Annotated in this window: 24 protein-coding genes and 1 tRNA gene; 8 read left to right on the forward strand and 17 right to left on the reverse strand. The window is 67.6% G+C overall.

Annotated features, from left to right (window positions below):
• The 5 genes from NYP18_RS07400 to NYP18_RS07420 form a co-directional block, all read right to left on the reverse strand.
• A complete protein-coding gene (locus NYP18_RS07400) occupies positions 1 to 189 on the reverse strand; it encodes a ubiquitin-like protein Pup (protein ID WP_259427534.1) in 189 nt (62 codons plus the stop codon).
• 13 nt (positions 190 to 202) lie between these two features.
• The gene (gene dop / locus NYP18_RS07405) at positions 203 to 1,765 is read right to left on the reverse strand and encodes a depupylase/deamidase Dop (RefSeq protein WP_259427535.1); all 1,563 of its coding nucleotides are present in this window, start codon (positions 1,763 to 1,765) and stop codon (positions 203 to 205) included.
• An 11-nt stretch (positions 1,766 to 1,776) separates the two neighbouring features.
• Entirely contained in the window at positions 1,777 to 3,285 is a 1,509-nt protein-coding gene (arc, locus tag NYP18_RS07410) for a proteasome ATPase (protein ID WP_259427536.1), read from the reverse strand.
• Between the two features lie 75 nt (positions 3,286 to 3,360).
• A complete protein-coding gene (locus NYP18_RS07415) occupies positions 3,361 to 4,197 on the reverse strand; it encodes a tRNA (adenine-N1)-methyltransferase (protein WP_259427537.1) in 837 nt (278 codons plus the stop codon).
• A 23-nt stretch (positions 4,198 to 4,220) separates the two neighbouring features.
• Positions 4,221 to 5,483 (reverse strand): M18 family aminopeptidase, encoded by a 1,263-nt coding sequence (locus NYP18_RS07420; protein ID WP_259427538.1) that lies wholly within the window; start codon positions 5,481 to 5,483, stop codon positions 4,221 to 4,223.
• 36 nt (positions 5,484 to 5,519) lie between these two features.
• Here NYP18_RS07420 and NYP18_RS07425 point away from each other — a divergent pair, with 36 nt between their 5' ends.
• Positions 5,520 to 6,341: a RecB family exonuclease gene (locus NYP18_RS07425; RefSeq protein ID WP_259427539.1), complete on the forward strand. Its 822-nt coding sequence runs from the start codon at positions 5,520 to 5,522 to the stop codon at positions 6,339 to 6,341.
• Between the two features lie 129 nt (positions 6,342 to 6,470).
• On the opposite strand, the gene NYP18_RS07430 is transcribed toward NYP18_RS07425, so the two are convergent.
• The 8 genes from NYP18_RS07430 to NYP18_RS07465 all read right to left on the reverse strand — a co-directional run bounded on the left by NYP18_RS07430 (position 6,471) and on the right by NYP18_RS07465 (position 14,175).
• Complete coding sequence (locus NYP18_RS07430) at positions 6,471 to 8,135, reverse strand: formate--tetrahydrofolate ligase (protein ID WP_259427540.1); 1,665 nt, start codon at positions 8,133 to 8,135, stop codon at positions 6,471 to 6,473.
• Positions 8,136 to 8,225: 90 nt separating this feature from the next.
• The gene (gene aspA / locus NYP18_RS07435; protein WP_259427541.1) at positions 8,226 to 9,725 is read right to left on the reverse strand and encodes an aspartate ammonia-lyase; all 1,500 of its coding nucleotides are present in this window, start codon (positions 9,723 to 9,725) and stop codon (positions 8,226 to 8,228) included.
• 89 nt (positions 9,726 to 9,814) lie between these two features.
• Positions 9,815 to 10,660: an ATP phosphoribosyltransferase gene (gene hisG, locus NYP18_RS07440; protein ID WP_259427542.1), complete on the reverse strand. Its 846-nt coding sequence runs from the start codon at positions 10,658 to 10,660 to the stop codon at positions 9,815 to 9,817.
• A gap of 9 nt (positions 10,661 to 10,669) precedes the next feature.
• Positions 10,670 to 10,933 carry a phosphoribosyl-ATP diphosphatase gene (locus NYP18_RS07445; RefSeq protein WP_259427543.1) on the reverse strand — a complete coding sequence of 88 codons (264 nt, stop codon included), beginning with the start codon at positions 10,931 to 10,933 and terminating at the stop codon, positions 10,670 to 10,672.
• Between the two features lie 28 nt (positions 10,934 to 10,961).
• Complete coding sequence (locus NYP18_RS07450) at positions 10,962 to 11,621, reverse strand: HAD family hydrolase (RefSeq protein ID WP_439648067.1); 660 nt, start codon at positions 11,619 to 11,621, stop codon at positions 10,962 to 10,964.
• Positions 11,622 to 11,661: 40 nt separating this feature from the next.
• Positions 11,662 to 12,042, reverse strand: coding sequence for a hypothetical protein (locus NYP18_RS07455; protein ID WP_259427545.1), 381 nt, complete (start codon positions 12,040 to 12,042; stop codon positions 11,662 to 11,664).
• 21 nt (positions 12,043 to 12,063) lie between these two features.
• The gene (mshC, locus tag NYP18_RS07460; protein ID WP_259427546.1) at positions 12,064 to 13,302 is read right to left on the reverse strand and encodes a cysteine--1-D-myo-inosityl 2-amino-2-deoxy-alpha-D-glucopyranoside ligase; all 1,239 of its coding nucleotides are present in this window, start codon (positions 13,300 to 13,302) and stop codon (positions 12,064 to 12,066) included.
• 45 nt (positions 13,303 to 13,347) lie between these two features.
• Positions 13,348 to 14,175 carry an undecaprenyl-diphosphate phosphatase gene (locus tag NYP18_RS07465; protein ID WP_126120786.1) on the reverse strand — a complete coding sequence of 276 codons (828 nt, stop codon included), beginning with the start codon at positions 14,173 to 14,175 and terminating at the stop codon, positions 13,348 to 13,350.
• Positions 14,176 to 14,277: 102 nt separating this feature from the next.
• Between NYP18_RS07465 and NYP18_RS07470 the strand changes: the two genes are divergently transcribed.
• The 3 genes from NYP18_RS07470 to NYP18_RS07480 are packed head-to-tail and all read left to right on the forward strand — an operon-like array spanning position 14,278 to position 17,356.
• A complete protein-coding gene (locus NYP18_RS07470) occupies positions 14,278 to 15,183 on the forward strand; it encodes an aldo/keto reductase (protein ID WP_259427656.1) in 906 nt (301 codons plus the stop codon).
• Positions 15,184 to 15,197: 14 nt separating this feature from the next.
• Positions 15,198 to 16,238 carry an NHL repeat-containing protein gene (locus NYP18_RS07475; protein ID WP_259427547.1) on the forward strand — a complete coding sequence of 347 codons (1,041 nt, stop codon included), beginning with the start codon at positions 15,198 to 15,200 and terminating at the stop codon, positions 16,236 to 16,238.
• A gap of 11 nt (positions 16,239 to 16,249) precedes the next feature.
• Complete coding sequence (locus NYP18_RS07480; RefSeq protein ID WP_259427548.1) at positions 16,250 to 17,356, forward strand: quinone-dependent dihydroorotate dehydrogenase; 1,107 nt, start codon at positions 16,250 to 16,252, stop codon at positions 17,354 to 17,356.
• A gap of 86 nt (positions 17,357 to 17,442) precedes the next feature.
• On the opposite strand, the gene NYP18_RS07485 is transcribed toward NYP18_RS07480, so the two are convergent.
• A complete protein-coding gene (locus NYP18_RS07485; protein ID WP_259427549.1) occupies positions 17,443 to 17,838 on the reverse strand; it encodes a hypothetical protein in 396 nt (131 codons plus the stop codon).
• A gap of 12 nt (positions 17,839 to 17,850) precedes the next feature.
• On the reverse strand, positions 17,851 to 18,390 hold the full coding sequence (locus NYP18_RS07490; RefSeq protein ID WP_259427550.1) for a YbhB/YbcL family Raf kinase inhibitor-like protein: 540 nt from the start codon (positions 18,388 to 18,390) through the stop codon (positions 17,851 to 17,853).
• A 185-nt stretch (positions 18,391 to 18,575) separates the two neighbouring features.
• Between NYP18_RS07490 and NYP18_RS07495 the strand changes: the two genes are divergently transcribed.
• The 4 genes from NYP18_RS07495 (at position 18,576) to NYP18_RS07510 (ending at position 20,943) form a co-directional block, all read left to right on the forward strand.
• Positions 18,576 to 18,661: transfer RNA gene (locus tag NYP18_RS07495), tRNA-Leu, on the forward strand.
• Positions 18,662 to 18,948: 287 nt separating this feature from the next.
• Positions 18,949 to 19,614, forward strand: coding sequence for a response regulator transcription factor (locus NYP18_RS07500; RefSeq protein WP_259427551.1), 666 nt, complete (start codon positions 18,949 to 18,951; stop codon positions 19,612 to 19,614).
• 56 nt (positions 19,615 to 19,670) lie between these two features.
• Complete coding sequence (locus tag NYP18_RS07505; RefSeq protein ID WP_259427657.1) at positions 19,671 to 20,327, forward strand: TVP38/TMEM64 family protein; 657 nt, start codon at positions 19,671 to 19,673, stop codon at positions 20,325 to 20,327.
• Positions 20,328 to 20,364: 37 nt separating this feature from the next.
• A complete protein-coding gene (locus tag NYP18_RS07510) occupies positions 20,365 to 20,943 on the forward strand; it encodes a MarR family transcriptional regulator (protein WP_259427552.1) in 579 nt (192 codons plus the stop codon).
• Here NYP18_RS07510 and NYP18_RS07515 read toward each other — a convergent pair.
• Positions 20,940 to 22,148 carry an SPFH domain-containing protein gene (locus NYP18_RS07515; RefSeq protein WP_259427553.1) on the reverse strand — a complete coding sequence of 403 codons (1,209 nt, stop codon included), beginning with the start codon at positions 22,146 to 22,148 and terminating at the stop codon, positions 20,940 to 20,942. The two genes, NYP18_RS07510 and NYP18_RS07515, sit on opposite strands and share 4 nt — an antisense overlap.
• Positions 22,149 to 22,151: 3 nt before the next feature.
• Positions 22,152 to 22,580: an NfeD family protein gene (locus tag NYP18_RS07520; RefSeq protein ID WP_259427554.1), complete on the reverse strand. Its 429-nt coding sequence runs from the start codon at positions 22,578 to 22,580 to the stop codon at positions 22,152 to 22,154.
• Between the last annotated feature and the right edge of the window lie 10 nt (positions 22,581 to 22,590).

The raw sequence follows: 22,590 nt of genomic DNA on the forward strand, positions 1-22,590 counted from the left end.
CTACTGACCGCCCTTCTGAACATAGGAACGGACGAACTCCTCGGCGTTGGTCTCGAGCAGACCGTCGATCTCATCGAGCAGGTCGTCGGTGCCGGTGGTGTTGAGCTGGGCCTGGCCGGCGGTGAAGGCGTCATCGCCTGCGCCGTCCTTGTCGCCGCCTGAGCTCACCTGGGTCTGGGGTCCGGTCATGATGGTCTCCTTCTTAGTGTTCGTGGGGTTTATTGATGTGGGACTTGTTGTGGTGGGTGATGTAGTGGTCGGGCTCGTAGCCGATCGCAGTCAACCCGGCGAGCAGCTCATCGGTGTTGTCGGCTGAGTTGATGATCTCGCCGACGTGCTCCCGGGTGAGTTTGTCCACCTCACCGGTCTGCAGGCGGGCGGTGCCCTCGCTGTACTTGAGGATCATCGTCTGCCAGCTGGCCGCGATGACGTCCTCGCCGAAGCGGGCGGAGACCGCACCGCGGAACCAGGCGCGGGAATCCGCCGGCGGGGTGGTCGCCGCCTGTTCGATCTCTTCCGGGCTGGCCAGGGTGACCATCCGGCCCTTGCGCACCAGCGCGTGGTACAGCGATTTTGCGGGGTCGATGTCGGAGTACTGCAGGTCGATGAGCTTGAGCTTGGGATCCGCGATGTCCACCCCGCGGTCGACGTAGGCCTTGATCAGGGCGGCCTTGGCAGTCCAGTCCAGCAGGTGGGAGGTTTTCATCGGGTCCTCGGCCAGCAGGTCCATGACCTCCTCCCACAGGGCGATGACCCGCTCGTCGACCTCGTCGACCGGGCGCACCCGGGAGTGGTAGCTCCGCAGGATCTCCAGGGCTGTGAGCTCGCGGCCGTCGACAAGCTTGAGGCGGTGGCGCAGGCTCAGGTCGTGGGAGACGTTCTTGATCTCGGCGACCGGGTCCACCAGGCGCAGATCGGAGAAGTCCACCCCGTCCTCGATGGCGTCGATGACCAGCTTGGTCATGCCGAGTTTGAGGAAGGTCGAGGTCTGCGACATGTTCGCGTCACCGACGATGGTGTGCAGGCGACGGAAGTGCACGGCGTTGGCGTGCGGCTCATCCCGGGTGTTGACGATGCCGCGGTTGAGGGTGGTCTCCAGGGAGATCTCCTGGTGGAAGTAGTCCGCCCGCTGGGAGATCTGGAAACCATCGCGCTCCCCCGCCTCACCGATGCCGATGCGGCCCGCACCGATGATGATGTTGCGGGTGACGAAGAAGGGGATGATCGCCTGGGTCAGTTGCTCAAAATCTGTGTTGCGCGAGTACTGGTAGTTCTCGTGCGCCCCGTAGGACGCCCCTTTGCCGTCGACGTTGTTCTTGTAGAATTTCAGCGGCGGGCACGGCTCGTGGTGTTTGAGGATGGACACCCCCTCCGCGTAGAGCTCGGCGACATCCGCTGCGGCCTTGAGCAGGATGAGATCCCCTGCGGCGTCGTAGACCATCGCGTCATAGGCGTTGGAGACCTCCGGGGAGGAGTACTCCGGATGGGCGTGGTCGACGTAGAACCGTGCCCCGTTCGCAGTGACCACATTGGCGATGCCCACCGCGTCCGGCTCCACCACGGGCACGGTGTGGTAGCGGCGCAGGTCGAAACCGCGGGTGTCCTTCAGCGGCGACTCCTCCTCATAGTCCCAGCGGGAGCGTGCCCCGGTGTTCATCGCCGCGTAGGCAACCACCGCGTGGGTGGAGGTGACGATGGGGCTGAGCTCCGGGTGCCCCGGGGTGGAGATGCCGTACTCGGTTTCGGTACCCATGAATCTGGACATGTTGATCAACCCTAACCAATCACTCGTGCCTGGATGACGCGCTTGCCGTGGCGCCCCGCGATCCGCGACCACTCGTCCGGGTTCGCGGTGTTCGGCAGGTCCTCGCTCTCGCTCTGCTCGGCGGCAACCGCCTGGTGGATGTGCTCGACCGTCACACCCGCCTCGCTGACCTTCGCCAGATGGTCCTTGATGGCCAGCTTCTTCGCCCGGTCGACGATGTTGGCGATCATCGCACCTGAGACGAAGTCCGAGTAGTCGAGGACCTCGATCTCCCCGTCGACGAGCGTGAGCTCGACATAGGGCCGCGGCTCAAAGAGCTTCTCGACACCCGCCTCGATCAGCTCGCCCACCGGCACGGCGTGCGGCACCTCGTTGCTGAGGTAGCGGGTGAAGATGTCGCGGGCACCGTCCCGGGTGGGACGCTGCACCCTGATCTTGACGTCGAGACGCCCCGGGCGCAGCAGCGCCGGATCGATGAGCTCCTCCCGGTTGGTCGCACCGATGATGATGACGTTGGCGAGGTTCTCCACACCGTCGAGCTCGGTGAGCAGCTGCGGGACGATGGTGGTCTCCATGTCGGAGGACACCCCCGACCCGCGGGTGCGGAAGATCGACTCCATCTCGTCGAAGAAGATGATGACCGGTCGGCCGTCCTCCGCCAGCTCCCGGGCACGCTCGAAGATCAACCGGATGCGTCGCTCGGTCTCACCGACGAATTTGTTGAGCAGCTCCGGGCCCTTGACGTTGAGGAAGTAACTGGCCGAACCGTCACCCACGCGTGCAGACAACGAATTGGCCACCGCCTTGGCGATCAGCGTCTTGCCGCAGCCGGGCGGGCCGTAGAGCAGCACGCCCTTGGGCGGGCTGAGCTGGTAGTCGCGGTAGAGCTGCGGGTGGGAGAAGGGCAGTTCCACCGCATCCTGGATCTGGTCGATCTGCTCGTCCAGGCCACCGATGTCGGCGTAGGTGACGTCCGGGACCTCCTCCAGCGAGAGCTGCGCGACCTCCGTCTTGGGGATGCGCTCAAGCGCGACACCTGCCTTCGTGTCCACCAGCAGGGTGTCCCCGGCGCGCGCGGTGCCGCGCAGCGGCTCGGCCAGGCGCACCAGCTGCTCCTCGCCGGTGGAGTTGGCCACCAGGGCGCGGTTGCCGCTGATGCGTTCGGTGAGCATCCCCAACTCGCCGGTCTGGGGGAAACCGCAGGTCTCCACGACGATGGAGCCGTCGCCCAGGCGCACGAGTGTGCCCGGGAGCAGTTCAGCGCGATCGATGTGCGGCGAGACCTTCAGGCGCATGCGGCGGCCGGAGGTGTACACCTCCGCGTCGTGGCTCCCCTCGCGCTCCCCGAGGTAGACGCCGTAGGTGGAGGCGGGCTCCGCGAGGGCGTCGACCTGGGCGGAGAGGTCCTTGAGCCGGTCCCGGGACGCTTTGAGCAGCTGGGACAGCTTGGCGTTGCGGCTGCTCAACGTCTGGACCTCACGCTGCAGGCGAGCAGGGTCGGTGATCTGAGAGCTTTCCATGCCTCAACTGTAACCCCCGCCACCTGAGAGCCTGCCCATCCCCGGGCCATTCCCAGGGAGACCCCTGGCGGGACGCTATTTGCGGGCGCGGCGCTGCGGGCGCGGCGGGGTGACCCCGTCGGCGAGCCGGCGGGCCCAGACGAGGAAGGCGGTGTGCGCGTTCATCCGGTGCTCCGGGCGGGTGGCCAGACCCTCCACCTTCCACTCGCGCACGAGCGATTCCCAGGCCTTCGGCTCCGTGAAGCACTGCTGGGCGCGGATACCCTCCATCACCTTCATCAGCTGCGGGACGGTGGCCACGTACGTCATGAACACCCCGCCCGGGATGAGCACCTCACGCACCACGTCCAGGCACTCCCAGGGCTCGAGCATGTCCAGGATGACCCGGTCCACCGGACCGCCGAGATCCTCGACGCTCACCTGTGTGAGATCGCCCAGGCGCGGATCCCAGGTGGCGGGGCGGCCGCCGAAGAACTCGTCGACGTTGGACTCCGCGAAGTCGAGGTGATCCTCCCGGATCTCATAGGAGATCAGCTTTCCCTCGTGCCCGAGGGCGCGCAGCAGCGCCATGGACAGGGCACCGGAACCGGCACCCGCCTCGAGTACCCGCGCGCCGGGGAAGATGTCGCCCTCGATGAGGATCTGGGCGGAGTCCTTCGGGTAGATCACGGCCGCACCCCGCGGCATGGACAGCACGTGGTCGACCATGAGGTGGCGGAAGAGCAGGTACTCCCCCGCCATGGAGGAACGAATGACCGTGCCCTCCTCCATGCCGATGATGTCATCGTGGAGGATCTCACCCTTGTGGGTGTGGAACTTCTCCCCGGGGCTCAGGACGATGGTGAAGTGCCTGCGTTTGGCGTCGGTGAGCTGGACGCGGTCGCCGGGCTGGAAGGGGCCGGAATTGGCCAATGGGGACTCCTTGAGGGGGTGGATCAACGATTGATCAAGTATGCCTCAAGCGCGTCGACGAACCACAGCTGGTCCGAGACCCCGGCCAGCTCGCGGGCGGAGTGCATGGACAGCAGCGGCACGCCGACGTCGACGGTGGCGATGCCCAGGCGGGTGGCGGTGATCGGGCCGATCGTCGAGCCGCAGGGCATGGAGTTGTTGCCGACGAAGGACTGGGAGGGCACCCCGGCGGCCCGGCAGGCGCGCTGCCACTGGGCGATGGTCTCCGCATTGGAGGCGTAGCGCTGGTTGGCGTTGATCTTGACCACCGGGCCGCCGTTGATCAGGGGGTGGTGGCCGGGGTCGTGCTTGCCTGCGTGGTTGGGGTGCACCGAGTGGGCGGCATCGGCCGACACGCAGCTGGAGCGGGCGTACATGCGCCGCAGGCCCTCCTCGTCGGCGCCCAGTGCCAGGCCGGTGCGGGTGAGCACATCGGCCAGGATGGGGCCGGCCGCCCCGGTGGTGCTGGCGGAGCCGACCTCCTCGTGGTCGAAGGCGGCCAGCACCAGGACGTCCGCGCCGGTGTCGCCGGATTCGACCGCGCGCAGCAGCGCCAGCAGCGAGGCGTGCACGGAGCTGAGGTTGTCCATCCGGCCGGCGGCGATGAGTTCGCCGTCCGCGCCGAAGACCTGCCCCGGCTGGGTGTCTGCGGTGATCAGGTCGAAGCCGTCGATGTCGTTCCTGTCCACCCCCACCGCCGACGCCACCACATCCAGCACCGGGGAGGCACCTTCCCCCGCCAGGCCGAGCACCGGCTGCATGTGCAGCTGTTTGTCCAGGGTCAGTTCCTTGGAGCGGTCGAGGTGGACGGCCAGGTGCGGGATCCGGGCGATGGGGCCGGTGTTGACCAGCCGCACGGAACCGTCACCAAGGACCACCCGGCCGGCGAAGGTGAGCTCCCGGTCCAGCCAGGAAGCCAGGATCGGCCCACCGTAGACCTCCACGCCCGCCTGCACCCAGCCGCAGGTCGCGGACTCCGGTGCCGGCTTGAGGGTGAAACCCGGGGAATCGGTGTGGGAGCCGAGGATCCGGAAACCCGAATCCGGGGAGGCATCCTCCGGCACCCACCACGCCATCACCGCTCCACCGCGGACCATGACGTGGCCGCCCGGGGTGGCATCCCACGGGGAGGTTGCCTGCTGGAGGGTGAAGCCGGCGCTGATAAGCCGGTCGGCGACCACGCGTGCCGCGTGATAGGAGCTGGGTGAGGCCGCGATGAAGTCGAGGAAGTCACGAGTCTGATTCATGCCTCCAAGCTTGCCACGGATATGGTGGGCACCATCATGACGTCGACTGCTCCACGCCCGCTGGCCCTGTCCCCCTCCCGTGCCTCCGACTACAAGCAGTGCCCCCTGCTCTACCGGCTGCGCGCCATTGACCGGCTCCCCGAACCGAAGACGATCCCCCAGGTCAAGGGCAACCTCGTCCACGCCGTTCTCGAGCACATGCACGCCCAGCCCCGGGAGGAACGCACCTACCCGGCCGCCGTGAAACAGCTCAAGCCCCAGTGGGCGGCGATGACCGCCGCCGATGCCGAACTCGATGAGCTGGTGCCCGAGGAGAACCTGCTGGATTTCCTCGTCGAGTGCCGCAGCCTGCTGCGCGGCTACTTCGAGATGGAGAACCCCCAGGGCTTTGACGCCCACGCCGTGGAGATGTACGTCAACACCGTCCTGCCCAACGGCGTGCCGGTGCGCGGCTTCATCGACCGCGTCGACGTCGCCCCCACCGGGGAGGTCCGCGTCGTCGACTACAAGACGGGCAAGAAGCCCATCCCCCGCTACAGCCACGACGCCCAGTTCCAGATGCGCTTCTACGCCCTGGTCTACTGGCGTCTCAACGGCGTGATCCCCCACCAGCTGCGCCTGATGTACCTCAAGGTCCTGGACTCGATGTTCCTGGCGCCGTCGAAGGAGGAGCTCGAGTACTTCGAACGCGACCTGGGTGATCTGTGGGCCAAGATCGAGGGCGACGGCAAGGCCGGGCGGTTCCGGCCGAAGACCTCCAAGCTGTGCGGTTGGTGCTCCTTCCAGGCGCAGTGCCCGGAATTCGGTGGCCAGACACCGGAGTACCCGGGCTGGCCTGGCAGCACGGCTGAGCAATAGCGGCGGCCCGTTCGTCCGGCGCGCAATATCTCACACCGCCGGGTGGGCCCGGTGCGCATTGTTGCTGTTCGAGGGCCCGGGGTTGACGCGTCAAGGTGAGATGTTGCGCACCCCGGTCACCCGTCCCGCTCAGAACAACCCCGAGATCCGTCCGTTCTCGTCAATGTCGATGTGATCGGCGGCCGGGTGGTCCGGCAGCCCCGGCATCGTCATCACTGACCCGGTCAACGCCACGATGAAACCGGCGCCGGTGCGCGGGATGAGTTCGCGCACGTGCAGGGTGTGCCCGCTGGGGGCGCCGAGCCGGGTGGGATCGTCACTGAAGGAGTAGGGCGTCTTGGAGATGCACACGGGCAGCCGGTCCCAGCCGCGCCGTCTGATCACCGCCAGGTCCCGCAGCGCTTTCGGCGTGTACTCCACCCTGGTGGCCCGGTAGATGCGCCGGGCGATGGTCTCGATGGACTTCTCCACCCCCTGGGCCGGATCGTAGAGTCGGGTCGCCCCCTCGGAGAGGTGCGCCAGGACCGTGCGGGCCAGGTCCTCGGCACCCGCCCCACCCTTCGCCCACACCTCTACCTCCGCGAGGGGGACCCGGAAATCCCGCGCCCAGGCCCGCATGAACTCCCGCTCGGCGGGAGTGTCCCTGGTGAACAGGTTGACGGCCACCACCGGTTTCACCCCGAACTGCTGGATGTTGGACAGGTGCCGGGCGAGGTTTTTCACCCCGGCCTGGAGGTGGTGCAGGTCCTCGCGCGTCAGTTCCTCCCGCGGCATGCCGCCGTTGAATTTCAGGGAGCGGATCGTGGCGACGACCACCGCTCCGTGGACGTCGAGGCGGCCGTAGCGGGCGGTGATGTCGAAGAATTTCTCCGCCCCCAGATCAGAACCGAAACCGGCCTCGGTGAGCACGATCTCCGAGTGCTGGAGCGCGATTTTCGTGGCGATCAGGGAGTTGCAGCCGTGCGCGATGTTGGCGAAGGGCCCACCGTGGACGTAAGCCGGGGTGCCGCCGAGGGTCTGCACGAGGTTCGGGTTGATCGCCTGTTTGAGCAGGGCGGCCAGGGCGCCGGTGGCGCCGAGGTCACCGGCGGTGACCGGATCATCGTCGAAGGTGAAGGCCACCGTGAGGCGGCCGAGGCGGTGTTTGAGGTCCGCCAGGTCCGTGGCCAGGCACAGCACCGCCATGATCTCGGAGGCGGCGGTGATGGTGAAACCCGTCTCCCGCGGGGTGCCGTGGGCCGGGCCCCCCAGGCCGGTGACGATGTCGCGCAGGGAACGGTCGCTGACGTCCAGGCAGCGCTGCCACACGATGCGCCGGGAGTCGATGCCCAGGACGTTGCCCTGGTGGACGTGGTTGTCCACCAGGGCAGCCAGGGTGTTGGTGGCGGCGGCGATGGCGTGGAAATCCCCCGTGAAGTGGAGGTTGATCTCCTCCATGGGCACGATCTGGGAGTGCCCTCCCCCGGCCGCCCCGCCCTTGATCCCCATGACCGGGCCCTGGGACGGTTCCCGCAACGCGGCAGCCGACCGGTGGCCCAGCCGGCGCAGGGCATCCGCCAGGCCGATGAGCACGGTGGATTTACCCTCCCCCGCCGGGGTGGGTGAAATGCCGGTGACCAGCACGAGCCGGCCCCGGGATCGACCGGGCGGCAGACGGGTGATGTCCACCTTGGCCTTGTCCGGTCCGTAGGTGATCAGGGCCTGCGGTGGGATGCCCGCCCGGGCGGCGATGTCGGTGATCGGCTCAAGGGTGTGTGCCTGCGCGATGGCGACGTCCGTCAGTGGTGTGCCCATGAGGCCAGATTACTGCCGTCGGGCCCACCCCGGACGGGAAAGCGCCCGGCACGAGCGAACGTGCCGGGCGGTCACCGGGATGGTGGGGTGCTACTCCTCGCCATCCAGGTAGAGCTTGCCGCGGAACACCGGGTGCATGAGGTTCTCCTTGCTCAGCACACGGTCCAGGACGTCGGACTCCATGAGCCCGCGCTCCAGGACGATCTCCTTGACGGAACGGCCCGTCTCGGCGGCCTCGCGGGCCACCAGGTCACCGTTGTGGTGGCCGATGAACGGGTTGAGGTAGGTGACGATGCCGATGGAGTTCTCCACGTAGTAGCGGCAGACCTCCGGGTTGGCGGTGATGCCCTCGATGCACTTCTCCCGCAGGGCGGTGGCGGCGTTGCCCAGGAAACGGATCGACTGGAACAGGGACTCGGCGATGACCGGCTCCATGACGTTGAGCTGCAGCTGGCCGGCCTCGGCGGCCATGGTCACGGTGAGGTCGTTTCCGAAGACCTTGAAGCAGACCTGGTTGACCATCTCCGGGATGACGGGGTTGACCTTGCCCGGCATGATCGAGGAACCGGCCTGGCGCGGCGGGAGGTTGATCTCGTTGAGTCCGGTACGCGGGCCGGAGGAGAGCAGGCGCAGGTCGTTGCAGATCTTCGACAGTTTCATCGCCGCGCGCTTGACCCCGGAGTGGGCGTGGACGTAGGCGCCGGTGTCGCTGGTCGCCTCGACGAGGTCGAGGGCGGACTTGATCTCCAGGCCGGTGACCTCCGCGAGGGTTGCGGTGACCTGGTGGCGGTAACCGGGCGGGGTGTTCACGCCGGTGCCCACGGCGGTGGCACCGAGGTTGATCTCGAGGAGGCGGTCCGCGGCGTTGCGCAGGACGGCCTGCTCCTCTGCCAGGTTGTGGGCGAAACCGTTGAACTCATCCCCCAGAGTCATCGGAACGGCGTCCTGCAGCTGGGTGCGGCCCATCTTCAGGATGTCCTGGAACTCACGTCCCTTCGCACGGAAGGCCTTCTGCAGGTCCTCCATCTGCTGGATGAGGACGTTCAGGGCGGCGTGCAGGCCGAGCCGGAAACCCGTCGGGTAGGCGTCGTTGGTGGACTGGGACATGTTGACGTCATCGTTGGGGTTGATGACGTCGTAGCTGCCCTTCTCCTCCCCCAGATACTCCAGCGCCAGGTTGGCGATGACCTCGTTGACGTTCATGTTCACGGAGGTGCCGGCACCACCCTGGAACACGTCGAGGGGAAACTGGTCCATGCACCGGCCCTCGTTGAGAATCTGGTCGCAGGCCCACACGATGGCCTCGTACTTCTTCGCCGGCAGGGTGTGCAGCTGGCGGTTGGCCATGGCGGCGGCCTTCTTCACCTGCACCAGGCCGTGGATGAACTCGGGCACGTGGTTGATCGTGGTGCGCGAGATCTGGAAGTTGTGCAGCGCGCGCATGGTGTGGATGCCGTAGTAGGCGGTGGCCGGGACCTCGAGCTGACCGAGGAGATCCTCCTCGGTCCGGGTCTTGCGGACGACCGTCGTGGTGGTCTCAAGCGATGCGTCGTCAGCGACGTCCACAGACTGCTCCGGGGGGTTCGCCATGGTGGTGGGGGTTCCTCTCAGTGATCAAGCTCTCAGAAGTGAAATCGTGGAGATTCACCCACCCATAGTAGCCGGAGCCTTTCCGACCCCTATATCCGGGCGATACGCAGCTCGGTGGCGAGGATCGCCTCCGCACCGAGCTCAGAGAGCTCGTCCATGATGGCGTTGGCGTCCTTGCGCGGCATGAGGGCGCGCACGGCGACCATGTCCTCCCGCGCCAGCGGGGAGACCGTCGGGCCGGACAGTCCCGGGGTGATCTTCGTGGCCTCGATCAGCTGTTCACGGGAGACGTTGTAGTCGAGCATGAGGTAGTTCTGGGCGCGGAGGATGCCCTCGATGCGGCGCAGCACCACCTTCTGCTCAGCGGTGACCTCAACGTCCCTGCGGCCGACGATGACCGCCTCCGAGGAGACCAGCGGCTCACCGAAGGGGGCCAGACCCTGCTGGCGCAGGGTGTTACCGGTGGACACGACATCGGCGATGGCGTCGGCGACACCGAGCTTGATGGAGATCTCCACCGCGCCGTCGAGACGGATGACCTCGGCCTCCAGGCCACGGGCGGCGAGGTCGTCGCGCACGAGGTTCGGATAGGAGGTGGCGATGCGCTTGCCGGACAGGTCCTCGACGGTCCAGATCTCATCGGCGGGTGCGGCATAACGGAAGGTGGAGCCACCGAAGCCGAGGCAGAGCACCTCGGTGACCTCAGCGCGGGAGTCACGGGCCAGGTCGCGGCCGGTGATACCCAGGTCGAGCTTGCCGTTGGCCACGTAGATGGCGATGTCCTTCGGGCGCAGGAAGAAGAACTCGACGTCGTTGACCTTGTCGAAGACGTTGAGTGCCTTGGTGTCCCGGCGACCCTTGTAGCCGGCCTCGCGGAGGATCTCCACGGCCGCCTCGGACAGGGAACCCTTGTTGGGGACTGCGATCTTGATCATGGTGGTCTCCTAGAGGTTCTTGTAGATGTCTTCGGGGGTCAGCCCGCGGGCGACCATCATGACCTGGGTCCAGTAGATGAGCTGGCTCATCTCCTCGGCCAGTTCCTCGTCGGACTGGTACTCGGATGCGATCCAGACCTCCCCGGCCTCCTCGATGATCTTCTTGCCGATATGGTGCACGCCCTTGTCCAGGGCTTCCACCGTCCCGGAGCCCTCGGGGCGGGACGTGGCACGTTCGGTGAGTTCGGCAAACAGGGAGTCAAAGTTCTTCACGGGGGGACATTATTCCATGCCCCGCCGCTCACCGCTCCAGTTGGTGGAACCAGGCGAAGACCGTGTCGGCGTCCACACCCTCGAAATCGTTGCGTTCATGCAGTGATTCCAGCGTGACCACGCCCTCCGGCACCACCGTGTCCGCGTACCAGGGCAGGCCGATGACCCGGCAGCCCGCTGCCACAGCGGCAGTCATGCCGGTGAAGGAATCCTCGAAGACAAGGCAGTCGGCGGGGTCCGCGCCCACCTGCTGTGCTGCGCGCAGGTACATGTCCGGGGCGGGTTTGGGGCTGGGCACCTCATCACCGGCGACGGAGCCGCTGAAGAAATGCGTGCCGACGGCCGCGATCGACAGGTCCGCCAGCACCCGCTCCGTGTTGGTGGTCACCAGCATGGGCAGATCCCGGGCGGCCAGGTCCGCGAGCAGCCGGGTCACCCCCGGATTCGGGGCGAGCTCGGCGTGCATCAGCTCCGCCATCCGCTCGTACATGAAGGCGCGGTAGCGCGGATGGTCGTCCTCGGTGACGCTGAGACCGGCGTGGTTGGCGCACACCTGGACGGTGTGGCCGAAACTGCCGCCGATGGTCGTCTCCCGCAGCGCCGGCGTCAGCCGCCGGCCCATGCGTTCGCTGAGTTCATAGGTGAACCGTTCCCACAGGGGTTCGGTGTCGACGAGGGTGCCGTCCATGTCCCAGAAGATGGCGGCGGGGGCGGGGGTGGTGGAAGGGTTAATCGATCTCCGGCAGCTCGGCGAGTGCCTCATCGTCCGCGCCGGTGGCGGCGGAGGCGTCATGGATGAGTTCGTTGAGCTCGGCCGTCTCCTCCGGCTCGAGCACAGCGTCGTGGTTGCGCTCGTTGAAGGCCACGAGAGCGTCGACGGTGACCTGGACGACCTTGACCAGCGTGTCCGCGGTCGGGTCGGCGGGGAGGACATCGAGGGCATCGAGGAACTTCTCGAGGATCCCCCGCAGCTCCGGCAGGACCGCCGGGTCGAAGGGCTGCTCCCAGAACTCCTTCTCGTCCGGCTTGAGGTAATCACCGGTGGCGAAGGAGTGGAGGTTGGAGAGGAATTCGTCGACGGTCGGCTGGAATTCGGCGCGGATGGTCATGAGCGTCATTGTCCCCGAAATCTAGCGGACCTGCACGCCAAGAAGAGCGTCGAGTGCGTCACGCACCAACTGCGCGGCGCCCTGTTCGCTGACCCCGCGGTCGGCGGCCGCCCAGGCGTCCACGGCAGCCAGGGCCCCCGGGGTGTCCAGATCATCTGACAGACGGGCCCGCAGCTGCTGGACGAGTTCGCGGGCGGCGGCCAGGGAACCGGCGTCCGCCACGGCCCGGCACCAGGTGTCCAGGCGCGTCTCAGCCTCGGTGAGGATCTCATCGGACCAGTCCCGGTCCGCGCGGTAGTGGGAGGCGAACACCCCCAGCCGGATCGCGTCGGGGCTGTGACCTGCGGCCGTGAGCCTGTGCACGAAGACCAGGTTGCCCAGGGACTTGCTCATTTTGACGCCGTCGAGACCGATCATGCCGGCGTGCACGTAGTGGCCCGCCATGCGGTCGACACCGTGACCGGCCTCCGCGTGGGCGGCGGAGAACTCGTGGTGCGGGAAGATGAGGTCGCTGCCGCCGCCCTGGATGGCGAAGGAACCACCGAGACGGTTGGTGGCGATGGCGGAGCACTCGATGTGCCAGCCGGGTCGGCCCGGGCCGAAGGGGGATTCCCAGGCGGGCTCCCCTTCCCGGTTGGCCCGCCACAGCAGGGCGTCCAGCGGGTCGCGCTTGCCGGGGCGCTCCGGGTCGCCGCCGCGCTCGGCGAACAACTCCGTCATGGTGGCGCGGTCGTAGTTGGACTCGTAGCCGAAGTTCGCGGTGGCGTCGACGGAGGCGTAGACGTCCGGGTACTCCGGGTCGTCGACGACGTAGGCGGCGCCGGCGTCGAGAAGCTTCTGCACCAGGTCGATGACCTCATCGATGGTCTCGATCGCCCCGATGTAGTCGCGCGGTGGGATCACCCGCAGCTGCTCCATGTCGGTGCGGAAGAGATCGATCTGGCTGTCCCCCAGCTCACGCCAGTCCACACCGTCGCGGGCGGCGCGCTCGAACAACGGGTCATCCACGTCGGTGATGTTCTGCACGTAGTGGACGTCGTGGCCCTGGTCGAGCAGCACGCGGTGGACCACATCAAAGGTGAGGTAGGTGGCCGCGTGGCCGAGGTGGGTGGAGTCGTACGGGGTGATGCCGCAGACATACATCCCGGCGGTGCCGTCCACCTCCACCGGGCGGATGACCTCATCCGCCGTGTCGTACAGGGAGAGGGGGACGGGTGTACCGCTGATCTGCGGTACCTCAGGTTGTGGCCATGAACGCATGAACCACACTCTAACGGACGACCATTGGCTCCCCCAGCCGGGAGGCTACATCGGCTGCAGGACCCCGAAGGCCAGCAGCGCCATGACCAGCAGGCCGACCGGGATGCGGTAGACGGCGAACCAGGCGAAGGAGTGGCTTGCGACGAACTTCAGCAGCCAGGCGATCGAGATGTAACCCAGCACGAAGGTGATCAGGGAGCCGATGCCCAGCTGCAGCGCGCTGGCGGCCTGCCCGGACTGGGGCGCGAAGGCGTCGGGGAGCGAGAACAATCCGGAGGCGAGGACCGCCGGGATCGCCAGCAGGAAGCTGAAGCGGGTGGCCACCTGGCGGTCGAGGTTCATGAACAGGCCCGCGGCGACGGTACCGCCGGAGCGGGAGACGCCCGGGATCAGGGCCAGGCACTGGGCCAGGCCCATCACGATGGCGTCCTTCATGGTCAACTCGTCGTAGTTGCGCTGCTTCTTGCCCATCTTCTCCGCGAGGATGAACACGAAGGAGAACAGCACCAGCACGGTGGCGGTGATCCACAGGTTGCGCAGGCCCTCGCGGATGAGGTCACGGCCGAAGAAGCCGATGACGGCGACCGGGATCGTGCCGACGATGACCATCCAGCCCATGCGGTAGTGGAAGCCACGCAGGTCCTTGTTGAACAGGCCCTGGAACCAGCCGGTGAGGATCTGCCAGATGTCCTTGGCGAAGTAGACCAGGACAGCCGCTTCGGTGCCCAGCTGGACCACCGCAGTGAAGGAGGCACCGGCGTCGGCCCCGAAGAAGAGCTCGGAGACGATCCGCAGGTGGCCGGAGGAGCTGACCGGGAGGAACTCGGTCAGTCCCTGGACGATGGAGAGCACGACGACCTGCAGCCAGGACATCTGCTCGGGGGCGGTGGCGGCCGCGTCGGTGGCCGCGGCGAGGATGGACACGTCATTCACCCGGACCACCGTACTACTACTGTGGAGGGGGTGAAGCAGCGAATGGTGGGGGTCAGCGGCCTCCGGGTCTCGGACATCGGGCTGGGGACGGCGACGTGGGGTGAGTCAACGTCGATGGATGAGGCACGTCTCATCCTGCGGGAATTCCTCGACGCGGGCGGCACCCTCGTCGACTCCTCCACCAGCTACGCGCAGGGTCAGGCGCAGCAGGTTCTGGGCGAGGTGCTCGCCGACGCGGACGTGCCCCGCGAGCGCCTCGTGCTCTCCTCCTCCGCCGGCATCGCCCCCCGCTCACCGGTGGGCCGGCGGGTGGACTGCTCCCGCCGGGCACTCATGCAGCAGCTCGACGCGACGCTGCGGACCCTGGGCACCGACCACCTCGACCTGTGGTCGGTGGGCTACTGGGACGAGAAGACCCCGCCCGCGGAGGTCGCCGACACTCTTGACTGGGCGGTGCGCACCGGCCGGACCCGCTATGCCGGGGCGCGTGACTACGCGGGCTGGCAGCTGGCGGTGACCGCGGCGCGCAACCCCTCCCCCGGGATCGTCGCCACGCAGCACGAGTACTCCCTGCTCACCCGGGAGATCGAGGAGGAGCTCATCCCCGCCGCCCGCCACCTGGGGGTGGGCGTCATCGCCGCGGCACCCCTGGCGCAGGGTGTGCTCACCGGCCGGTACCGCAGCATCCTGCCCCACGGTGTGCGGGCGGAGGTCCACGCCCGGCTCGGCGGCCGGGCCCACACCATCGTCGATGCGCTGACCACCGCCGCCGACGGACTGGGCCTGCCGCCCGGCGTCGTCGCGCTGGCCTGGGCCCGGGACCGGGCCGGGGTCTCCTCCGCCGTGGTGGGCGCCGGCAGCGCCGCGCAGCTCCGGCAGCTGCTGCAGGTCACTGACACGGTGCTGCCCAGAGCCATCGTCAAGGCGCTGGACGACGTGTCGCGCTGATAGGCTCATGGATCGTGAAAGCCGGACGTCTGACAGCCCTGGCGGCCTTGACCGCCTCGACCCTTCTCCTCACAGCCTGCGGTGGTGGGCCCGCGGAGGACGTGCCCGACATGGGCAACGCCGTAGCCGAGGTCTCTCCCCCCGCCACCGACCCCACCGGCCGGATCATTGAACTCGCGGCCGGCCACGCCGAGGTCACCGACATGGAGGCCGCCGGTGACGTCATCGGCCTGCGCTCCGGCGGCACCCTCGCGCTGGGTACCCTCGGCCAGTTCGAGATCGGCGCGGTCACCGAGGTGACCATCCCCGAGAACTGCGGTGACCTCACCGCCTCCGCCGACACCTTCGTCCTCGCCTGCCGTGAGGAGGTCCTGCTTGTCGACGCCGCCTCCGGCGACCTCGAGCGCCGCAGCATCGCCGACACCGACGCCGCGCCCTCCATCGCCGCGACCCTGACCTCCACCGGTGAGCTGATCGTGGCCAACGCCGAGGACGACCGGGTCCTCGTCTTCGGGGAAGACTCCGGGGAGCCGGTGGAGACCATCACCGTGGCCGGTCAGACCAGCCAACTCATCGCCGTGCCCCGCGAAGGCCAGGACGACGCCGTCGTCCGCACCAACCACGTCAACACCACCATCCAGGACATCCACTGGCGCGACGGCGAGCAGGGCGGCACCCTGCGTATCGGCCTCGGTGTCGGCCGGATCGCCGCCGGTGAGAACGGCCTGGTTGTCGCCTCCGACAACATGGGCTCCCAACTGGCGATCTACACCGCCAACGACGTCGTCCGGCTCCATCAGGCCGCCCCCGTCGATCCCAGCCCCTGGGCTGTGGCCTGGGACACCGGCCGGGACCTCGCCTGGATCGCCTCCACCGCAGAGAACACCCTGGCCGCCTACGACGTGTCCAGTGGTGTGCCTGAACGTCGGGCATCGCTCGACACGGTCGCCGACGCCCAGAGCCTGCTCGTGCTCGAGGACGGCACCCTCGTCCTGGCCTCCGCCACCGGTGACGGCCTGCAGATCATCGACAACCCCGACATCACCTCCCAGTAAGGACCCCAGCCTTGTCTCTGCGCCACTCCGCCTATCAGCTGGCCCTGAAGGCCATGTTCAACCTCCCGCCGGAGCGCATCCACGGGATCATCAACGACGGCCTCGGTCTCCTCCAGACCGCCGGTCCCGTCAACCGGGTGCTGGGCAGGGTCGTCCCCGTCAACGACCCCGTGCTCGCGCAGGAGGTCTTCGGCCGCACTGTCCCGCGTCCACTGGGCCTGGCCGCCGGCTTCGACAAGAACGCCGCCGCCGCCGACACCTGGACCGCCCTGGGTTTCGGCTACTCCGAGCTGGGCACCGTCACCGCCTCCCCGCAGGACGGCAACCCCACCCCGCGCCTGTTCCGCCTGCCGGCGGACAAGGCGATCCTCAACCGCATGGGCTTCAACAATGACGGTGCGGCCGCCGCCGCGGAGAACCTGCGCCGCCGTCGCTCCGCCGACGTGATCGGCATCAACATCGGAAAGACCAAGGTTGCCCCGGCCGACCAGGCCGTCGACGATTACCGCCGCTCCGCCTCCCTGCTCGGCGACCTCGCCGACTACCTGGTGGTCAACGTCTCCTCCCCCAACACCCCGGGCCTGCGCGACCTGCAGGCCGTGGAATCCCTGCGCCCCATCCTCGCGGCCGTCCAGGAGTCCACCGGCACCCCCGTGCTGGTGAAGATCGCCCCCGACCTCTCCGACGAGGATGTCGACGCCGTCGCGGACCTCGCCCTGGACCTGGGTCTGGCCGGCATCGTCGCCACCAACACCACCATCTCCCGCCAGGGTCTGACTACCCCGGCCGAGGAAGTGGCCGCCATGGGTGCGGGTGGGATCTCGGGCCCGCCGGTCGCCGAGCGCGCCCTCGAGGTCCTGCGCCGTCTCCGTGCCCGCGTAGGCGACAAACTGGTCCTCATCTCCGTCGGCGGTATCTCCACCCCGCAGCAGGCCTGGGAGCGCATCACCGCCGGCGCCACCCTCTTGCAGGGCTACACCGGCTTCATCTACGGCGGCCCGCTGTGGATCAGCGACATCCACCGCGGCATCGCCAACCAGATCCACCGCCACGGCCTGGACAGCATCACCGATGCCATCGGGTCCGAACTGGAGTGGCTGGCCAACCCGGCCCGCTGACAGAGGACGAAAAGGGCCGGCAGCACCTTCCCGTGAGGAGGTGCTGCCGGCCCTTTTTATGCGGGCTCCGATGGCGGCCCCGCCACTCAGTCCTTCGGGATCAGCGAACGGCGGATGACCAGACCCGCCAGCAGCGCCGCCACCGCGTACATGGCCAGCCAGTACTGTCCCATCACGTACAGGGCCACGTTCGGTATGAAACGGCTGAAGATCACCAGGGCCACCGCCACGATCAGCGCGATGACCTGGGCGCGGCTGGCAGCCTGATCCCGGCGGACGGTGGCGAAGGCGCCGAAGATGATCACGGCGACGATGATGACGAGGAAACCCGGTGTCACCACGAACGGGGCCATCCAGCCGTCAGTGAACACCGAGACGACGGTGAACACCAGCAGGGCGACGGCCAGCGCCATGAAGGCGCCGCCCACACGCAGCGCCACAGGCACGCGGAAAGTCCGTTCAGGGGAATCGTTTTCGCTCATGGTCTCCAGAGACTACTTGGTCTCGTACCAGCCCCACAGGATGGCGCGGCCGATGGAGTGGAAATGAAGGTTGAAGCCCAGCACCGTGGGGGTGGCGGAGGGGTCGACATCGAGCTTCTCGACGTCCACCGCATGCACCGTGAACAGGTAGCGGTGCGGCGCGTGGTCCGAGGGCGGGTTGGCGCCGTAGTAGGTGCGCTGTCCGGAGTCATTGACCAGGCTGACCACACCCTCGATGCCGAGGTCCTCCGTTGAGCCCGCCCCGGTCGACAGCTCGGTCACCGAGACCGGGATGTTGAAGGCCGCCCAGTGCCAGAAACCCGCCCCTGTCGGTGCGTCCGGATCGAGGCAGGTAATTGCCAGGGACTTCGTCCCCTCCGGCAGATCGGACCAGGACAGCTGCGGGGAGATGTTGGCGGGGGCGCGCTGCGCCTCATCAAGCTCATCGCCATTGTTGAGGTCCGTGGAGGTCAACGTGAAGGAGGGGAGGTCCTTCAGCGGGGCGTACGGGTCGGGTCCGGGGCAACGGGTGTCTTCTGCGTAATTGCTCATGCTTACGTTGTACCCGAGAAAAGAGGTCGTGTCCCCGACTTCGCCCACCACTCCCCTTCCATGGTGTCGATTACACCCCTGTAACTCGCCTTGACCTGGCGATTTGTGCGTTTCCAGCGAGTGGGGCTACAGTAATGCAGGTGCCCAGCCGAGAGCATGGACACAGAGAAGTAGAAGATCACCCTGCCCGGGTGGCGGAATGGCAGACGCGCTAGCTTGAGGTGCTAGTGTCCTATTAACGGACGTGGGGGTTCAAGTCCCCCTCCGGGCACAAAATCTGAAGACAGCCCCGGTTCCTGACAGCAGGAGCCGGGGTTGTTTCGTCGTGCGGGGTCCCGCCGGTCGACGGGGTGGGGAGTGCAGAGTTCACCGGTTATTGACTGCCCAGGTCCGGGTCTGCCCCGGCCCCCTTTCGGGTGCCGCCGGTTCTGGGGGCACTCAGGCATGATTTTTCTGAAACGCCAGCTCAGGGGCTCATTTTTCACTCAGAAACTCCCTAGGTATGACTAATGCGGTTCTTTGGCAGGTTTCTTTCAGGAACGCTGTTAGATTCAGTTCATGCATGTCAATGTGGTGGCGATCGACGACCATGAGGTGGCACTCCTCGGGCTGGAACAGATGCTCCGGGCGTCCGGGGAGTGCACCCTGGTGGGTACCTACCACTCGGTCCCCAGGGCCCTCGCCCACATGAGAGCCCCGGATGCCCCCACCGTCCATGTGGCACTGCTGGATCTGCGTCTCGCCGACGGAAGTGACCCCCTGATCAACGCCGAGGCACTCCACGGGGCCGGGATGACCGTCCTCGTCTACAGCTCACTGGAGAGCCCCTTCCTGTTGCGCAGGGCCCTGCAGGCGGGAGTGGCGGGTGCCGTAGAGAAGACCGCCAGCCGGGAGAACCTCATCCACGCGATCACCCTGGCCGCCCAGGGCAAGACCTACGCCACGGCCGACTGGGCCGGCGCCATCGACTCCGACCCCCTCCTCCACGCCGCCGACCTCTCCCCGCGTCAACGTGAGGTCCTCGAGCTCTACGCCATGGGCGAATCAGCCAAGGGGGTGGCTTCCATCACCGGATTGTCCCAGGACACCGTGCAGGACTACCTCGGCCGGATCCGCACCAAGTACTCCATGGTCGGACGCCCTGCCAACACCAAGATCGACCTGCTGATCCGGGCACAGGAGGACGGCTACCTGCCGGGCCCCTCCGACATCGTGGGAGCGTAAACTTTCTTTCCGTGAAACAAGTCAGGAAGTCCATCGCGGGTCTGTTCCGCGACGGCATGGCCGGCATCGCGGAATGGTCCTGGTCCCGCCGCCTGGCGGTCGCGGCGGCGCTGCTGTCCTGCATCGCGGTGACGGTACTGGTGGAGATCCCCTCCGTCGCAACCCTGCAGGACTGGGCCAGTGCCGCCGGCAGCCCCTTCATCGTACTGTTCTGGGGTGGCTATGTGGCACTCACGCAGTTCCCCGTTCCCCGCACCATCCTCACGCTGGCCAGCGGTGTTCTCTTCGGCCCGTGGCAGGGCGTTCTCATCGCACTGAGCGCCACCACAGCCTCCGCCGCTCTCAGCCTGCTGGTGGTGCGCGGTCTCCTCGGGGACTGGATGTCCACCCGGCTCACCCACCCGGCGGTCGCGGGCGTTAACACGCGTCTGGAGGAACGTGGCTGGCTGGCGGTGACCAGCCTCCGGATGATCGCGGGAGTACCTTTCTCCGTCCTCAACTACGCGGCGGCCCTGACGAGCGTGCCGCTGGGGATGTTCACCCTCGCCACCTTCATCGGTTCCGCCCCCGGCACGGCGGTCACCGTCCTGCTGGGCGATACCCTTGCGGGTGAGCCCGATCCCGTGGTCATCGGCTTCACCGTCCTGCTGGCGGCGGTGGGTGTGGTGGGGCTCGCAGTGGACCAGCGACTCCCGGTCAAGTCTGTGACGTAGACTTATCTCAACGTCGCCAGTTGAAGGAGTCCACGTCATGCTTGCTGTCCACGCCCGGTACCGGGGGAAAGAGGCCCGCCGCGCCCTGCTGGTGAAGCGGTCCGCGGAGGCCCTGTCCACCCTGGAGGGTGTCGGGGAATTCCAGCTCCTGGGTGTGGAGGACATCTGCGCCGTGGTCGACTCCCCCGCCGCCCTGTGCGACACCGTGATGGCACTGCTCTCCGACGGGAGTTGGGCCGTGGGCATCGGCGTGGTCCCGGGTACCACGGATGAGGACCTCACCCGTTCCACCGCCTCCGGTGCGCTGCGGGGCGGGGCCCGGGCCGGGACGGTGAAGGTTGCCAGTCTGCCCAAGGGCACCTCATCCCTCGCCGAGGACATCGCCGCCGTCTTCGCGTTGGTGGGGCATGTGCTGAGCAAACGCACCCTGGAGGGCCGGGAGGCCACGTCGCTGGTGCGCTCGGGTCTGAATCAGAATGAGGCCGCCGAGGAGCTGGGCATCTCCAAGCAAGCGATGTCCCAGCGCCTGCAGGCGGCCGGGTGGCAGGCGGAGTCCGCCGGCTGGCGGCTGGCGGTCAACCTGCTGGCCCGCGCGGAGGCGGGCCGGTACGACTAACGTTCCTCGGGCTCAGGCCCCGGCTCCGGCAACTCGGCGCCCAGCTGGCCGATCTCCAGGGCGGAGTTGTCGGTGCGCCGCGGGCGGGCGAGCTCGTGCGGTTCCGGATCGACGGGCTTGTTGGCCACGGCGGTGGCGGCGGCGACGGCCGCAGCGATCTCCGGGTCGGTGGCCGTGTTGAACCAGTCCTCGGTGTCCTCTTCCCCGGCCATCTCCCGGGTCTCCTGGTCGACGTGGGAGGGTTCGTAGCGGAAGATACCCTCCTCGTCCTTCTTGGCGAAGGCCTTCGCGAACTGCTCGAGGGAGTCCCCGAACTGGGAGGGGATCATCCACATCGTGGACGCCTCGCCCTGGGCCAGCTCCGGCAGCTTCTCCAGATACTGGTAGGCCAGCACCTCGGGAGTGACCTTGGAGGATTTGATGGCGGCGTTGACCTTCTGGATGGCGCGGGCCTCACCCTGCGCCTGGAGGAAACGGGCGGCGCGCTCACCCTCGGCCTTGAGGATCATGGCCTGGCGCTCGGCCTCGGCCTGCAGGATGGCGGCGTGCTTCTCGCCCTCCGCGGAGAGGATGCGGGCCTGCTTCTCGCCTTCGGCGGTCTTGATGTCGGATTCGCGGCGGCCCTCGGCGGTGAGGATCATGGCGCGTTTCTCACGGTCCGCCTTCATCTGCATCTCCATCGACTGCTGGATCGACGGCGGCGGGTCAATAGCCTTGAGCTCCACGCGGCTGATGCGCAGCCCCCACTTGGAGGTGGCGGCATCCAGCTCACCGCGCAGACGGCGGTTGATGGTGTCGCGTGAGGTCAGCGTCTCCTCCAGGGTCATTCCGCCGACAACGTCGCGGAGGGTGGCCACGGAAATCTGCTCGACACCGACGATGTAGTTGTCCACACCGTAGATCGCCTTGGCGGGATCGTTGATCTGGAAGGTGACCACGATGTCGATGGCGACCGTCAGGTTGTCCTGGGTGATGACGGCCTGCGGCGGGAAGGAGACCACGCGCTCACGGGTGTCGATGCGGGTACGTACCCGGTCGATGAACGGGACCAGCAGAGTCAGCCCACCGGACACGGTGCGGGTGTAGCTGCCCAGGCGTTCGATGACGGCAGCCTCCCCCTGCGGGATCAGGGCGATGGATTTGATGACGACGAACGCCACGAAGGCGAGCGCCACCACCAAGAGAATCAGGCCGATGGCTTCCATGGTCTAGTGCTCCTTCCACACGACGGCGGTGGCGCCGTCGATGTCAACGACGGTGACGCGCTCACCCTCGGCGAATGTCAGTTCGGGGTCCAGGGGGCGGGCTGACCAGATGGAGCCGTCGAGCCGCACCTGGCCGGTGCTGCCGTGGACCTGGGAGATCACCTCTGCGGTGGTGCCGACCAGCGCCCGGACGGAAGTGTCCAGCGCTTTCGGGGCCTGCAGGTGGCGACGCAGGAACGGCCGCAGGAAGACCAGCAGGCCGAAGGCGGTGATGGCGAAGGCCACCACTGAACCCCAGAGCGGGGCCCCCGCCAGCGACACCCCGGCCGCGGCCAGGGCCGCACCGGCGAGCATGAGCAGGGTGAATTCGCCCACGGCGAGCTCCAGTCCCGCCAGGACGAGTGCCGCGATCAACCAGATGATTGCTCCCACGTCCCCCAAC

The sequence above is a fragment of the Corynebacterium lemuris genome, from assembly GCF_024919295.1.
Taxonomy (GTDB): Bacteria; Actinomycetota; Actinomycetes; order Mycobacteriales; family Mycobacteriaceae; genus Corynebacterium; species Corynebacterium lemuris.

Bases quoted from the DNA above. Each gene is read 5' to 3' on its own strand.
- NYP18_RS07515 (WP_259427553.1), bottom strand. From the start codon at position 22,148: ATGGAAGCCATCGGCCTGATTCTCTTGGTGGTGGCGCTCGCCTTCGTG.
- NYP18_RS07465 (WP_126120786.1), bottom strand. From the start codon at position 14,175: ATGTCCTGGCTGCAGGTCGTCGTGCTCTCCATCGTCCAGGGACTGACC.
- NYP18_RS07430 (WP_259427540.1), bottom strand. From the start codon at position 8,135: ATGGGCACACCACTGACGGACGTCGCCATCGCGCAGGCACACACCCTT.
- dop (WP_259427535.1), bottom strand. From the start codon at position 1,765: ATGTCCAGATTCATGGGTACCGAAACCGAGTACGGCATCTCCACCCCG.
- arc (WP_259427536.1), bottom strand. From the start codon at position 3,285: ATGGAAAGCTCTCAGATCACCGACCCTGCTCGCCTGCAGCGTGAGGTC.
- mshC (WP_259427546.1), bottom strand. From the start codon at position 13,302: ATGCGTTCATGGCCACAACCTGAGGTACCGCAGATCAGCGGTACACCC.
- NYP18_RS07450 (WP_439648067.1), bottom strand. From the start codon at position 11,621: ATGGACGGCACCCTCGTCGACACCGAACCCCTGTGGGAACGGTTCACC.
- NYP18_RS07485 (WP_259427549.1), bottom strand. From the start codon at position 17,838: ATGAGCGAAAACGATTCCCCTGAACGGACTTTCCGCGTGCCTGTGGCG.
- hisG (WP_259427542.1), bottom strand. From the start codon at position 10,660: ATGATCAAGATCGCAGTCCCCAACAAGGGTTCCCTGTCCGAGGCGGCC.
- aspA (WP_259427541.1), bottom strand. From the start codon at position 9,725: ATGGCGAACCCCCCGGAGCAGTCTGTGGACGTCGCTGACGACGCATCG.
- NYP18_RS07490 (WP_259427550.1), bottom strand. From the start codon at position 18,390: ATGAGCAATTACGCAGAAGACACCCGTTGCCCCGGACCCGACCCGTAC.
- NYP18_RS07425 (WP_259427539.1), top strand. From the start codon at position 5,520: ATGACGTCGACTGCTCCACGCCCGCTGGCCCTGTCCCCCTCCCGTGCC.
- NYP18_RS07505 (WP_259427657.1), top strand. From the start codon at position 19,671: ATGGCCGGCATCGCGGAATGGTCCTGGTCCCGCCGCCTGGCGGTCGCG.
- NYP18_RS07500 (WP_259427551.1), top strand. From the start codon at position 18,949: ATGCATGTCAATGTGGTGGCGATCGACGACCATGAGGTGGCACTCCTC.
- NYP18_RS07420 (WP_259427538.1), bottom strand. From the start codon at position 5,483: ATGAATCAGACTCGTGACTTCCTCGACTTCATCGCGGCCTCACCCAGC.
- NYP18_RS07455 (WP_259427545.1), bottom strand. From the start codon at position 12,042: ATGACCATCCGCGCCGAATTCCAGCCGACCGTCGACGAATTCCTCTCC.
- NYP18_RS07470 (WP_259427656.1), top strand. From the start codon at position 14,278: ATGGTGGGGGTCAGCGGCCTCCGGGTCTCGGACATCGGGCTGGGGACG.
- NYP18_RS07510 (WP_259427552.1), top strand. From the start codon at position 20,365: ATGCTTGCTGTCCACGCCCGGTACCGGGGGAAAGAGGCCCGCCGCGCC.
- NYP18_RS07400 (WP_259427534.1), bottom strand. From the start codon at position 189: ATGACCGGACCCCAGACCCAGGTGAGCTCAGGCGGCGACAAGGACGGC.